14 protein-coding genes are annotated in these 13,171 nt (G+C 72.3%); 7 read left to right on the top strand and 7 right to left on the bottom strand.

Annotation, left to right across the window (positions count from 1 at the left end; translation table 11 throughout):
- The first annotated feature begins 173 nt into the window (after positions 1-173).
- Positions 174-527, top strand: a complete 354-nt coding sequence (locus GFH48_RS33990; protein WP_153291914.1) for a DUF779 domain-containing protein — start codon at positions 174-176, stop codon at positions 525-527.
- A 273-nt stretch (positions 528-800) separates the two neighbouring features.
- Here the strand turns inward: GFH48_RS33990 and GFH48_RS33985 are convergent, their stop codons facing one another.
- The 6 genes from GFH48_RS33985 to GFH48_RS33960 form a co-directional block, all read right to left on the bottom strand.
- Positions 801-995: a hypothetical protein gene (locus tag GFH48_RS33985; protein ID WP_148008049.1), complete on the bottom strand. Its 195-nt coding sequence runs from the start codon at positions 993-995 to the stop codon at positions 801-803.
- A 103-nt stretch (positions 996-1,098) separates the two neighbouring features.
- Entirely contained in the window at positions 1,099-1,986 is an 888-nt protein-coding gene (locus tag GFH48_RS33980; protein WP_153291913.1) for a phosphatidylinositol-specific phospholipase C/glycerophosphodiester phosphodiesterase family protein, read from the bottom strand.
- A gap of 175 nt (positions 1,987-2,161) precedes the next feature.
- Complete coding sequence (locus GFH48_RS33975) at positions 2,162-3,265, bottom strand: acyl-CoA dehydrogenase family protein (protein ID WP_153291912.1); 1,104 nt, start codon at positions 3,263-3,265, stop codon at positions 2,162-2,164.
- Complete coding sequence (locus GFH48_RS33970; protein ID WP_153291911.1) at positions 3,262-4,470, bottom strand: acyl-CoA dehydrogenase family protein; 1,209 nt, start codon at positions 4,468-4,470, stop codon at positions 3,262-3,264. Before GFH48_RS33970 ends, GFH48_RS33975 begins: the two co-directional genes overlap by 4 nt.
- Positions 4,467-5,444, bottom strand: coding sequence for an NADPH:quinone oxidoreductase family protein (locus tag GFH48_RS33965; RefSeq protein ID WP_153291910.1), 978 nt, complete (start codon positions 5,442-5,444; stop codon positions 4,467-4,469). Before GFH48_RS33965 ends, GFH48_RS33970 begins: the two co-directional genes overlap by 4 nt.
- Before the next feature lie 108 nt (positions 5,445-5,552).
- The gene (locus tag GFH48_RS33960; RefSeq protein ID WP_153291909.1) at positions 5,553-6,125 is read right to left on the bottom strand and encodes a helix-turn-helix domain-containing protein; all 573 of its coding nucleotides are present in this window, start codon (positions 6,123-6,125) and stop codon (positions 5,553-5,555) included.
- Positions 6,126-6,202: 77 nt separating this feature from the next.
- On the opposite strand from GFH48_RS33960, the gene GFH48_RS33955 reads away from it, so the two are divergent.
- The 5 genes from GFH48_RS33955 to GFH48_RS33935 all read left to right on the top strand — a co-directional run bounded on the left by GFH48_RS33955 (position 6,203) and on the right by GFH48_RS33935 (position 10,969).
- Entirely contained in the window at positions 6,203-7,129 is a 927-nt protein-coding gene (locus tag GFH48_RS33955; RefSeq protein WP_153291908.1) for an NAD(P)/FAD-dependent oxidoreductase, read from the top strand.
- 106 nt (positions 7,130-7,235) lie between these two features.
- Positions 7,236-8,774, top strand: a complete 1,539-nt coding sequence (locus tag GFH48_RS33950) for an ATP-dependent DNA ligase (protein ID WP_153291907.1) — start codon at positions 7,236-7,238, stop codon at positions 8,772-8,774.
- Positions 8,771-9,235 carry an NUDIX domain-containing protein gene (locus tag GFH48_RS33945; RefSeq protein WP_153291906.1) on the top strand — a complete coding sequence of 155 codons (465 nt, stop codon included), beginning with the start codon at positions 8,771-8,773 and terminating at the stop codon, positions 9,233-9,235. The genes GFH48_RS33950 and GFH48_RS33945 overlap by 4 nt, the downstream gene beginning before the upstream one ends.
- 74 nt (positions 9,236-9,309) lie before the next feature.
- Positions 9,310-10,704 (top strand): NADP-dependent succinic semialdehyde dehydrogenase, encoded by a 1,395-nt coding sequence (locus GFH48_RS33940; RefSeq protein ID WP_153291905.1) that lies wholly within the window; start codon positions 9,310-9,312, stop codon positions 10,702-10,704.
- Positions 10,705-10,729: 25 nt separating this feature from the next.
- Complete coding sequence (locus GFH48_RS33935) at positions 10,730-10,969, top strand: DUF6213 family protein (RefSeq protein ID WP_153291904.1); 240 nt, start codon at positions 10,730-10,732, stop codon at positions 10,967-10,969.
- 255 nt (positions 10,970-11,224) lie between these two features.
- Here GFH48_RS33935 and GFH48_RS33930 read toward each other — a convergent pair whose 3' ends face one another.
- Positions 11,225-11,902, bottom strand: a complete 678-nt coding sequence (locus tag GFH48_RS33930) for a heme oxygenase-like domain-containing protein (RefSeq protein ID WP_153291903.1) — start codon at positions 11,900-11,902, stop codon at positions 11,225-11,227.
- A 144-nt stretch (positions 11,903-12,046) separates the two neighbouring features.
- Between GFH48_RS33930 and GFH48_RS33925 the strand changes: the two genes are divergently transcribed.
- Positions 12,047-13,168 (top strand): type III polyketide synthase, encoded by a 1,122-nt coding sequence (locus GFH48_RS33925; protein WP_265590201.1) that lies wholly within the window; start codon positions 12,047-12,049, stop codon positions 13,166-13,168.
- The last annotated feature ends 3 nt before the right edge of the window (positions 13,169-13,171 follow it).

Here is a 13,171-nt window from a genome sequence, read left to right as displayed (position 1 = left end):
CTCTGCGCGAGGCCGGCCGGCAGCCCCTCGCGGGGCCGTGCCTCCCCTCCGCGAGCCGTGCAACCCTCTCGCAACCTGCCGCATGGTCAAGTGTGGGGTGGCCTGTCGCGGTCCCCGGCACGGCAGGCTCCCGGCCCTGTCACCGTTCGCCCCCGACCCGACGGAGAACCCCGATGGACGTCGTCCCGCGCGTCACGCTCACTCCGGCGGCCGCCGATCTGGTGCGGCTGTTGCGGGCGGCCCACGGCCCGCTGATGTTCCACCAGTCCGGCGGCTGCTGCGACGGCAGTGCGCCCATGTGCTACCCGGCGGGTGAGTTCCGTACCGGCGGCTCGGACGTCCTGCTCGCGGAGCTGGAGGTGGAGGGGGTCGACGAACCGGTGACGTTCTGGATGTCGAAGAGCCAGTACGAGCTGTGGAGTCACACCCGGCTGACCGTCGACGTCGTCCCGGGTCGGGGCAGCGGCTTCTCGCTGGAAGCACCCGAAGGAGTGCGCTTCCTGATTCGTTCCCACCTCGTCGGCTGACCCCCGCCGGGCCCGCGACCCCGACCGGCACGCCGACGTGCGGCCGAGACGCGGGCCGTCCGGGACCGCGGATCCCGCGGGCGTGACCGCCGTCGGTGGCGGGGCCCGGCGGCGACGGCAGGCTCCGCGGACGCGTCGGGTGGACGACGGTCGCTCCACCACGCCGACGGCCCGGCGGCCGGGAACGGCCGCCTCGGACACCGTCGGTCACCCCCGGCGACGGCGCCGAACGCCGGTCCCCGACCGCGTCGGGGTCCTCTCACCCACCTGACCTCACGGGTGCAGACTGCTCACGATGTCCGCCGTGGCCGTGAGCCCGTTCTGGATGGTCGGCGCCATGCTGCTGCCCGACAGGAAGAAGCCGAGCAGGACGCACACCACCGCGTGCGAGGGCTTCAGCGCGCCGTTGCGCAGGAACACCACCGCGAGGATCAGCAGCAGTACCACCACAGAGATGGAAATGGCCATCGTCAACCTCCTCCGCCACGTCGACACCGCGGCTTTCGGCCGCAAGTGTCGCGTAGCGGAGGGTTCGTCCGGGCGGCTGACGTGTCCTCCGAACGTGTGATGTCTATGCCCGCTCGTGTGGCTGTTCGTGTGTCCGTTCGTGCGTGTCGAGGAACGTCTCCAGTCCCGCGAGGTCATCGGTGTTGAAGTGGTCGACGCCGGCGGCCAGCAGTTCGCCCCACAGCGCGTCCCTGGCCGGCCCCGCGAGATCGGGCGTGGCCCAGAACCGCACCTTCTGGTGACGCGCGTGCGCCACCGCGATGATCTCGCGCAGCTTCGCGCGTTCCGCTTCGGGGAACGGACCGTCCCCGAGCCAGGTGAAGTTGAGTGTCCAGTTGTCGCTGATGAGCGGGATGAAGGACGCGGTCGCCGCGCTGCCGAGGTCCGTGAGCCGGCCGTCGTAGAAGGCCCGCCGCAGGCTCTGCGCCTCCATGGGGGTGCGGGCGGCACGGTCGCCGGAGATGACGGCGGTGACCGGGCCGGGGCGCACCCTGCCGTGCGCGTAGGTCGTGAAGAGGTGCGGGTATCGGCGCAGATGACGGTCGAGTTCGAGGTACGTCGAGGAGCCCTCGGTCTTGATGTCGATCAGGAGTTGCAGTGGTCTGCGGTAACCCCGGTACACCGAGCCGTGGTTGGCCCTGACCCGGGACACGAGCGGGTCGAGGTAGAGCGCTTCGAGCGTGCGGGTCGGGTCGAGATCGACCGGGTCGTGTGCGACGAGGAGCTGGTCGCCGACGAGGTGGATGTCGGCCTCCACGCTCCCGAAACGGTGGGCGAGGGCGTCGAACAGGGGGCGCGGGTGGTCGTAGTCGTTGTGGGCGTGGGCGCGCCACAGCGGGCGCCCGCCGTGCCCCCGCTCGTCGGCTCGCGCGTGTACGGCGGGCAGTGCGACGGCGCCCGCGAGAGCGGCGCCGAGGGTGGTGAGGGCTCTGCGACGGGTGGTGTGGGCCATGCTCTGCCTCCCTGGAACTGCCGTACCGGATACCGGCGAGTATGAGGCGCGCGCGAGTCAAGTAGCGGTGATGTATGGGGAGTTGGCTGGACCGCCGTCATGGGTTCACTTCGTCGCGGCGGCGCGCGCCGTGAAGCCCGCCCCGGGCGGGACGGGCTTCGGGTGGGCCGTGCGGTCAGGGTGCCTGGAGGTCGACCAGGCGCGCGAGCGCCTCGCGGTGGGCGCCCGCCGTGCCGTACGCGATCGAGTCGGCCTTCGCGCGCTTCAGATACAGGTGGACCGGGTGCTCCCAGGTCATGCCGATGCCGCCGTGCAGCTGGAGCGCCTCCTCGGCCGCGTGGACGGCGACCGGGGCCGCGTACGCCTGGGCGACGGCGACGGCCACCTCGGTGTCCGCGCCGCCTGCCGCGAGCGCGTCGGCGGCGTGGCGGGCGGCGGCGCGGGTGTTGACGGTCTCCAGCCACAGCTGCGCGAGCCGGTGCTTGAGCGCCTGGAAGCCGCCGACCGGCCGGTTGAACTGCTTGCGTTCCTTGAGGTGACGGACCGTCTCCGTCAGGCACCAGTCGGCGAGGCCGAGCTGTTCGGAGGCGAGCAGTCCTGCGCCGGCCACGAGGGCCCGCCGTACGGCGGGTCCGGCGTCGCCCAGCCGACGGCCCCGCACTCCGTCGAGGGTGACCGCGGCGAGCGGCCGGGTGAGGTCGAGAGAGATCTGCGGTGCGATGGTGACCGCGTTCGTCTCCACGGCGTACAGGCCGCCGTCCGCCGCCGGGACGAGCAGCACGTCGGCCACCGCGGCGTCCGCGATCCCCGTCAACTCGCCGTACAGCAGCCCGTCTTCGACGCGTACGGTCCGGTGGGCACCGCCCGGTGCCGTGGAGAGGGCGACGGCGAGCGCGCCGACGGTCCGCCCGGACGCCAGCTCCGTCAGCAGCGCGGCGGCGTCCTCCCCCGTGCAGGCCAGCAGTGCCTCGGTCGCCACGACGGCGCTCGTGAGGTAGGGCGTGGGCGCGACGGCGCGGCCCAATTCCTCCAGGACGACGGCGACTTCGCGGTGGGTGGCGCCCTGGCCGCCCTGCGCCTCGGGCACCAGCAGACCGGCCAGGCCCATCCCGTCCGAGAGCGCCTTCCACAGCGCGGGGTCGTAGGGCGTGTCCGACTCCGTGCGGGTGATGACACGGGTGGCGTCGCAGTGATCGGTGAGGAGGTCGCGCACCGCGGCGCGCAGTGCCTCTTCCTCCTCCGAGTACAGCAGATCGGGTTGCGTGCCCTGGGTTGTCATCGGGCGAGGTCCTTCCACGCGACGTCCTTGTCGGTGCGCGGCTCGGACGGCAGTCCCAGCACGCGTTCGGCGACGATGTTCAGCAGGACCTCGCTGGTCCCGCCCTCGATGCTGTTGCCCTTGGAGCGCAGGTAGCGGTAGCCCGCGTCGCGGCCGGTGAAGTCGACCAGCTCGGGGCGGCGCATCGTCCAGTCCTCGTACAACAGGCCTTCCTCGCCGAGGAGTTCAACTTCCAGGCCGCTGATCTCCTGGTTGAGCCGGGCGAAGCCGAGCTTCAGACCGGAGCCCTCGGGGCCGGGCTGACCCGCGACGAGCTGCTGACGCAGCCGTTCGCCGGTGAGCCGGGCCACCTCGGCCTCCACCCAGAGCTTCAGCAGCCGCTGGTGCAGGTCGTGGGTGCGCAGTTCCGGCCGTTCGCGCCAGGTCTTCGCGACCGGGCCGATCATGCCGCCCTCGCGTGGGATGCGCATGCCGCCGATGGACACGCGCTCGTTCATGAGCGTGGTCTGCGCGACCCGCCAGCCGTCGCCCACCTCGCCGAGGCGGTGGCTGTCGGGGATGCGTACGCCGGTGAGGAAGACCTCGTTGAACTCGGCCTCGCCGGTGATCTGGCGCAGTGGCCGTACCTCGACGCCCGGGTCGGTCATGTCGCAGACGAAGTAGGTGATGCCGCGGTGCTTGGGGACGTCCGGGTCGGTGCGGGCGATGAGGATGGCCCAGCGGGCCAGATGGGCACTGGACGTCCAGACCTTCTGGCCGTCGACCACCCAGTCGTCGCCCTCCCTGACCGCGCGCGTTCCGAGCGCGGCCAGGTCGGATCCGGCGCCGGGCTCGCTGAAGAGCTGGCACCAGACCTCCTCGCCGACCCACAGGGGCCGCAGGAAGCGCTCCTTCTGTTCCTGGGTGCCGAAGCCGAGGATCGTCGGCGCGGCCATGCCGAGGCCGATGCCGATGCGCCGGGGGTCGTTGTCGGGTGCGCCCGCGGCCTCCAGTTCGCCGTCCACGACGGCCTGGAGGGTGCGCGGGGCGCCGAGGCCGCCGAGCCCCTCGGGGTAGTGCACCCACGCGAGTCCGGCGTCGAAGCGGGCCTCCAGGAAGGCCGTCCGCCCCGTCTCCAGGGGCGGGTGCGCGGCCAGCAACTCCTTTGTGCGGCGGCGCAGTTCTGTGGCGTCGGGCGCACCGCCCCGGTGTGCGGCGTCGGTCATGCCGAGGCTCCGTTCGCGAGTGAGGGCAGGACGGCCACCCGGCCCGTGGTGACTCCGTCGGCGACCCGCTGCACGGCCGCGGCCGCTCCGGCCAGCGGTACGCGCTCGCTGACGAGGGGCTTGATCGAACCGCGCGCGGCGAGTTCGGTGAGCTGCTCGTGGCAGTGCTGGATGAGCTTGGGGTTCTTGGTGCCGTACAGGCCCCAGTGCAGACCGAGGATCGAGTAGTTCTTCACGAGGGCGTGGTTGAGCGCGGGGCTGGGGATGGATCCGCTTGCGAATCCGACGACGACGATCCGGCCCTCGAAGGCGACGACCTTGGTGGACTGGGTGTAGGCCTCACCGCCGACGGGGTCGTAGATCACGTCGGCGCCCCGTCCGCCGGTGGCCTCCTTCACGGCGGCGATGACGTCCTGGCCGTGCCGGTCGATGACCACGTCGCAGCCCAGCTCCCGGGCGACGGCGGCCTTGCCTGCTCCGCCGACGACACCGATGACGGTGGCCCCGGCCGCCTTGCCGAGCTGTACGGCGGCGCTGCCGACCCCGCCGGCGGCGGCGTGCACGAGCAGCGTCTCGCCCGCTTCCAGGCCGGCCCGCCGGTGCAGACCGAACCACCCCGTCTGGTACCCGATGTGCAGGGCGGCCGCCTCGGCGTCGTCCAGGGAGTCGGGGGCGGGCAGCAGGGCGGCGGCGTCCGCGACGGCGTACTCGGCGAATCCGCCGTACGGCAGCGAGGGGTTCGCGAGCACGCGGCGCCCCTCCTCGGTCTCGCCGCAGATCTCCACTCCGGGCGTGAACGGCAGCGGCGGCCTGACCTGGTAGTGCCCGCGGCACATCAGCGCGTCCGGGAAGTTGATGTTCGCCGCGCGCACCTTGAGCAGTACCTGCCCGTCACCGGGGACCGGCCGCTCCACGTTCTCCAGCCGCATCACCTCGCTCGGTTCGCCGAGCTGGTGCACTTGCCATGCCTGCATGCGGGGCCTCCACGGGACTGCTTCGTCTGACCGGGGTCGATCGCATACTAAGCGGTCGCTTGCCGATCAGGGAACAGTCGCGTCCGTCACGCGCGTGAACGGCCCGGGTCACCGGCGGGTCGGCCGGGCCCGTACGTGCATCCGCTCCCCCTGCGGCCCGAACAGGCTCAGGAACTCCACCGGCCCCTCCCCCGTCGACCCGAACCAGTGCGGGACACGCGTGTCGAACTCGGCGGCCTCTCCGGCCCCCACCACCACGTCGTGCTCGGCCAGCACGAGCCGCAGCCGCCCGGAGAGCACGTACAGCCACTCGTAGCCCTCGTGGGTACGCGGGTCCGGGTCGAGCCTGCGCTGCGGTTCGAACACCTTGTACGCCTGGAGTCCGCCGGGCTGCCGTGTCAGGGGCCAGTGCGTGCGCCCGTTGCGGACGATCGGTTCGGACCGGACGCGCGGGTCGCCGACCGGCGGCGCGCCGACCAGTTCGTCGAGCGGTACCTGGTGGGCCCGGGCGATCGGCAGCAGCAGCTCCAGGCTGGGCTTGCGCAGTCCCGACTCCAGGCGGGAGAGCGTGCTGACGGAGATCCCGGTCACCTCCGACAGCCCGGCCAGCGTCGCACCGCGTTCCTTCCTGATGCGGCGCAGCCGGGGGCCGACGTCGGCGAGTACCTCATCCGTGGTCATACGGGTATTGCAGTTTCGGCAAAGCTGTTTGTCAATCCTCGGGTGCCCGGGCGACGGTCTCCTCGGAGGTGGTCACCATGACCGACAAGTACGAGGCCGTCGTGGTCGGAGGCGGCGCGGCCGGACTGTCCGCGGCTCTGGTGCTGGGGCGGGCACGGCGCCGGACGCTCGTCGTCGACGCGGGCGGACCGCGCAACGCGCCCGCCGCGCACATGCAGGGCTATCTGACCCGGGACGGCGTACCGCCGGCCGAGTTCCTCGTCCTGGGCCGCGAGGAGATCGCGCGCTACGGGGTCGAACTGGTCCGGGACCGGGCCGTCGACGTGACGCGGCACGGCTCGGGGGAGTTCTGTCTGACGCTCGCGTCCGGGCGGACGGCGCACGCGCGGCGGCTGGTCCTGGCCACCGGCCTGGCCGACGAGCTGCCGGCGGTGCCGGGTGTCGCCGAGCGCTTCGGGCGCGATGTGCTGCACTGCCCGTACTGCCACGGCTGGGAGGTCCGCGACCAGGCGTTCGGGGTGCTGGCCAGTACCCCGCTGGGTGTCCACCAGGCACTGATGGTCTCCCAGTGGTCGAAGGACGTCACCCTCTTCCTGCACGAGGTCGCCGAGGAGGAGCTGTCGCCCGACGACCGGCGCCGGCTGGCCGCCGCCGGGGTCGCCGTGGTCCCGGGCGAGGTCGCCGCGCTCGTCGTCGAGGAGGACCGGCTCACCGGGGTCCGGCTCGGGGACGGCTCGGTCCACGGCCGCTCCGTGCTGTTCGTGGCTCCGCGCGCGGTCCCCCGCAACGACCTCTTCGAGCGCCTGGGCGCCGAACTGCGCGAGACCCCGTTCGGCACGTATCCCGTGGTCGACGAGACCGGGCTGACGACCGTGCCGGGTGTCTGGGCGGCGGGCAACGCGGTGGGCTTCGCCGAGCAGGTGGTGAACGCCGCCGGCGCCGGATACAGGGCCGCCGCCACCCTCAACGGAGAACTGCTCTTCGCCGACCTCGACGCCCGCTGAAGCGGCGGCAGGCGCCGTTCGCCCCGCCGGGGCCGCCCGGCGGGGCACCCGGGACGGGCCTGAACTCCGGGGTGTGCGCCGCCCGTCCGCGTTGCACCATGGCTGCATGCTGCTGAGCCGGCTCGCCCATGTGTCCCAGGAGGTCGCCGCCACCTCGGCGCGGTCCCGGAAGATCGCTCTGCTCGCCGAGCTGTTCCGGGACGCCGACGCCGACGACGTGCCGATCGTGATCCCGTACCTGGCGGGGCACCTGCCCCAGGGGCGGCTCGGTATCGGCTGGAAACTGCTGAGCCGTCCGGTCCCGCCCGCCGCCGAGGCCACGCTCACCGTGCGGGACGTGGACGCCCGGCTGACGGAGATCGGCGCGGTGACGGGCACCGGCTCGCAGGCCGCGCGGGGACGGCTGATGGACGCGTTGCGGGCGGCGGCCACCGAGAGCGAGCAGCGCTTCCTGCTGGGGCTGCTCACCGGCGAGGTGCGCCAGGGCGCCCTGGACGCGGTCGCGGCGGAGGGGCTCGCCGTGGCGACCGGCGCGCCCGCCGCCGGCGTACGCCGGGCGGTGATGCTCGCCGGTTCGCTGCGGACGGTGGCGGGGGCGCTGCTCGCCGAAGGCCCCGGTGCGCTGGAGGGGTTCCGGCTCACCGTCGGCCGTCCGGTGCTGCCGATGCTCGCGCACAGCGCCCCGACCGTGTCCGAGGCCGTGGACAAGCTGGGAGCGTGTGCCGTCGAGGAGAAGCTCGACGGCATCCGCGTACAGCTCCACCGCGACGGCGACGACGTACGGGTCTACACCCGCACACTCGACGACATCACCGACCGGCTGCCCGAACTCACCTCCGCCGCGCTGGGGTTGAAGGGCAGCCGGTTCATCCTGGACGGCGAGGTCATCGCGTTGGACGCGGACGGGCGACCGCGTTCCTTCCAGGAGACCGCCGGGCGTGTGGGCTCACGGGTGGACGTGGCCACGGCCGCGCGCGGCGTGCCCGTCTCCCCCGTCTTCTTCGACGCCCTCTCCGCGGACGGCCGGGATCTGCTGGACCTGCCCTTCGCCGAACGGCACGCCGAGCTGGCGCGGCTGGTGCCCGAGCCGATGCGGGTGCGGCGCGTACTCGTCGACGGCCCCCCGGGCCTCGCCGCGGCGCAGGAGTTCCTCGCCGACACCCTGCGCCGCGGCCACGAGGGAGTCGTCGTCAAGGCCCTGGACGCCTCCTACAGCGCGGGCCGCCGCGGCGCCTCCTGGCTGAAGGTCAAACCCGTGCACACCCTCGACCTGGTGGTCCTGGCCGCCGAGTGGGGGCATGGGCGGCGTACCGGGAAGCTCTCCAACCTGCACCTCGGCGCACGCGCCGAGGACGGGTCGTTCGTGATGCTCGGCAAGACCTTCAAGGGCATGACGGACGCGGTGCTGAACTGGCAGACCGGGCGGCTGCGGGAGCTGGCCGTGGGGGACGACGGCCATGTCGTGGCCGTACGCCCCGAACTCGTCGTGGAGATCGCCTACGACGGTCTGCAGAGGTCGACCCGCTATCCGGCCGGTGTCACCCTCCGCTTCGCCCGCGTGGTGCGCTATCGCGAGGACAAGACCCCCGCCGAGGCGGACACCGTCGAAACCCTGCTCGCCGTGCATCCGGAGGTGACCCCGTGACGGAGAAGCGCAGCGCGGGACTGCTGCTGTACCGACGCACCGAGGACGGTCTGGAGGTGCTCCTCGGCCACATGGGCGGCCCGTTCTTCGCGCGCCGCGAAGCCGGCGCGTGGACCGTGCCCAAGGGCGAGTACCAGGGGGACGAGACGGCCTGGGACGCCGCGCGCCGTGAGTTCCGGGAGGAGCTGGGGCTGCCCCCGCCCGACGGGGAGGCGGTCCCGCTCGGCGAGGTCCGGCAGGCGGGCGGCAAGGTCGTCACGGCCTGGGCGATCGAGGCGGACCTCGACCCGGCGACCGTGGTCCCGGGCACCTTCGAGATGGAGTGGCCGCCGAGATCGGGGCGCCGCCAGGAGTTCCCCGAGCTGGACCGGGTGGAGTGGTTCGGCCTGGACCGGGCGCGGGCGATCGTGGTTCCGGCACAGGCGGTGTTCGTCGACCGGCTGGCGGGGCACCAGGACTGAGCAGCCCCCTTCGCGTTGCGCCGTGTCCCGGCGCGCGGGAGGGTCGGGGAACAGCCCGCTTCAGGAGGTCGGCCATGCCCATCGCGACGGTGAACCCGGCGAACGGCGAGACGCTCAGGACGTACGACGCGCTCGGCGCCGAGGAGATCGAGCGCAGGCTCGCGACGGCCGAGGCCACGTTCCGCACGTATCGCACCACGTCCTTCGCCGAGCGGGCCCGGCTGATGCACCGGGCCGCCGACCTCCTCGACGCCGACCAGGACGCCATCGGCCGGGTGATGACCACGGAGATGGGCAAGCCGGTCAAGCAGGCCCGCGCCGAGGCCGCCAAGTGCGCGAAGTCGATGCGCTGGTACGCCGACCACGCGGCCGGACTGCTCGCCGACGAACTGCCCGCCGACTCCGACGTCAAGGACTCCGGCGCCTCCCGCGTCCTGGTGCGCTACCGTCCGCTGGGCCCGGTGCTGGCCGTGATGCCGTGGAACTTCCCGCTCTGGCAGGTGATCCGGTTCGCCGCGCCCGCGCTGATGGCGGGCAACGTCGGCCTGCTCAAACACGCCTCCAACGTGCCGCAGACCGCCCTCTATCTGGAGGACCTGTTCCGCCGGGCGGGCTTCCCCGAGGGCTGCTTCCAGACGCTGCTGATCGGCTCGGGGGCCGTCGAGGACGTCCTGCGCGACCCACGGGTCAGGGCGGCGACGCTCACCGGGAGTGAACCGGCCGGGCGTGCCGTGGCGTCGGTGGCCGGGGACGAGATCAAGAAGACGGTCCTGGAACTCGGCGGCAGCGACCCGTACGTCGTGATGCCGTCCGCCGACGTCGACCGGGCGGCACGGACCGCCGTGACCGCCCGGGTGCAGAACAACGGGCAGTCGTGCATCGCCGCCAAGCGGTTCATCGTCCACACCGACGTGTTCGACGCCTTCGCCGAGCGCTTCACGGCGGGCATGGCGGCCCTGAAGGTCGGCGACCCGATGGACGAGGACACGGACGTCGGCCCGCTCTCCAGCGAGCAGGGCCGCCGCGATCTCGAGGAACTCGTCGACGACGCGGTGGAGAACGGTGCGAACGTCCTGTGCGGCGGCGAGCGCCCCGAGGGGCTCGGCGAGCGCGGCTGGTACTACGCGCCGACCGTCCTCGCCGACATCACTCCCGAGATGCGCGTCCACCAGGAGGAGACCTTCGGCCCCGTCGCCACGCTGTACCGCGCCGCCGACCTGGACGAGGCGCTGGCTCTCGCGAACGACACGCCGTTCGGGCTGAGTTCGAACGTCTGGACGTGTGACGAGAGCGAGATCGACCGGTTCGTACGGGATCTCGAGGCGGGTGCCGTCTACGTCAACGGGATGACGGCCTCGCACGCTGCGTTCCCGTTCGGCGGGGTCAAGCGATCCGGCTACGGGCGCGAGCTGGCCGAGCACGGGATCCGCGAGTTCTGCAACATCACCACCGTATGGCACGGAGCGTGAGCGTTCCGCGGCTACGATCCCTCGTGTGAACCGCGAAGTTACCCTGCCTCTGATCGTCGACGACCGCGGCACGTTGCAGGTGGCGGCCGCCGACGTCAGCAAACTGCTGCGCACGCTGGGCGGCCGGTGGCTGCGTCTGGTGGAGGCCGGCGAGGGCGAGCTCGACGAGGACACGGTGGCGGCGCTGACCATCGAACTCGCCAAGCTCGCGGACCGGATCGACGTGGCCTGCATCGCCCACAGCAGCGGGACCGCCTCCGGATAGGGTCGGCCGGGCGGGGCGCGGGGGTGGGTGACGAGGGCGGTTCCGGACGCGGGTTCGTCGTGGCCGGACGCGCGGCTCCCTGCACCCGCGAGAGAACTGCCCGACCCGGTACGCCGGACGCCCCGGACGACTGTGCGCGACGAAAGACCCGCCCGCCGGCCGGACCCCGGGTCCCGGGAACCATGCCCTGACCCGACCACCGGGGCCGAACCCCCGTCCCCCAGGAAGCGCGCCGGCCGTCCTCCCCCGAAAACCCTACGGAACGCGCTGGTCCTGCTCCCACAGGGCGTGCCAGAAGGACGTCTCACAGGTCTGCAGGACCCGGCCCTGGCGGTGGGCGCGGTCCGCGTCGAGGCGGTCGGTCTCCAGCCCCTCCCGCACGGCGGCCAGTGCCAGCCGGCGCAGCTCGGGTGCGGGCTCGGCGAACAGGTCGAAGAAGCCGCAGGCCTCGTCGGCGAAGCCGTAGTGGTGGCGCAGGCCCTCCGCGATCGTCGTGCAGTAGCCGCCCCAGGCGGCGAGGTCGGCGGTCAGGGCGAGCACCACCTCGGCGGGCGAACCGTTCATGGCGAGCCAGGCGACGTACGCGGGATAGCTCTGGCACCCGGCGAGGGGCTCGTACGCCGCGCGTGCCGCGCCCGTCCCGCACCCGCAGGCGTCGGCATAGGCGGCGAGCCGGTCCAGGGCCAGGGCCTCACCCTCCGCGAGCGCGGTGAAGAACGCCGCGCAGTCGGGTCCGGTGTCCGGCCGTTCGGCCAGATGCAGGAACGCCCGGCGGTCCGCGGGAATCACATGGCCCTGCTCCAGGGCGAGCGCGGCCAGGGTGGAGCGCTGTGCCGCGCCCCGGGCGATCAACGGCAGCAGCCGGTTGGCATGGGGGTCCGGGGCCGGCTTCCCGGTCGTGCCTTCCAGCAGCTCCCTGGCCGTGCGCGCCATGACGTACTCCTTCGATTCGGCTGTCCGGGGGACCTTCCGCCAGCATCCCACTTCATCCCGAAATTCCCCGCAATGGAGTAGTCCGACGCGATATCCCCACGCTTCCGGGTGATCGTGGGTGGACCACCCCTCGCAACGTGGGTGATCCATCCTTCCGCCGGAGGACGCGAGTTCTCCGGAAGGCGAAAGAAGGCGCGCTCAATGGCGACTTTGTGCAAACCCTCGGTCTCCGTCCCGGAACACGTGATCACGATGGAGGAGACGCTGGAACTGGCGAGCTCCCGCCACCCGGACCACCCTCAACTGCCGCTGGCACTGCGACTGATCGAGAACACCGGTGTCAAGACCCGGCACATCGTGCAGCCCATCGAAGAGACGCTCAAGCACCCCGGCTTCGAGGACCGCAACAAGGTCTACGAGAGTGAGGCGAAGGCCCGCGTCCCCGCGGTGGTGCAGCGTGCGCTGGACGACGCCGAACTCCTCACCACCGACATCGACATGATCATCTACGTGTCGTGCACCGGGTTCATGATGCCCTCGCTCACGGCCTGGCTGATCAACACGATGGACTTCAACAGCGACACCCGGCAGATACCCATAGCCCAGCTGGGCTGTGCCGCGGGCGGGGCCGCGATCAACCGGGCGCACGACTTCTGCACCGCCTACCCCGAGGGCAACGCCCTCATCGTGGCCTGCGAGTTCTGCTCGCTCTGCTACCAGCCGACCGACCTCGGAGTCGGCTCCCTGCTGTCCAACGGGCTGTTCGGTGACGGCATCGCCGCGGCCGTCGTCCGGGGCCGCGGCGGCACCGGGATCAAACTCGAACGCAACGGCTCGTACCTGATCCCCAAGACCGAAGAGTGGATCATGTACGACGTCCGGGCCACCGGTTTCCACTTCCTGCTGGACAAGCGGGTGCCCGGAACGATGGAGCCGCTCGCGCCCGCCCTCCACTCGCTCGCCCGACAGCACGGCTGGGACGCCTCCGACCTGGACTTCTACATCATCCACGCCGGAGGCCCGCGGATCCTCGACGACCTCAGCAAGTTCCTCGAAGTCCCGCCGGACGCCTTCCGGTTCAGCCGGGCCACGCTCACCGAGTACGGCAACATCGCCAGCGCCGTCGTCCTGGACGCCGCGCGCCGGATGTTCGAAGAGGGCGGCGCCGAGCACGCCTCACGCGGACTGCTCGCGGGCTTCGGCCCCGGCATCACCGCGGAGATGTCCCTGGGCCGCTGGCAGAACGACGACGGGGAGCCGGCATGAGCG

It is taken from the genome of Streptomyces fagopyri, assembly GCF_009498275.1.
In the GTDB taxonomy this organism is placed as follows: domain Bacteria; phylum Actinomycetota; class Actinomycetes; order Streptomycetales; family Streptomycetaceae; genus Streptomyces; species Streptomyces fagopyri.
The sequence above is the reverse complement of the archived record's forward strand: the minus strand, read 5'-3'. Positions and strand labels throughout refer to the sequence as shown.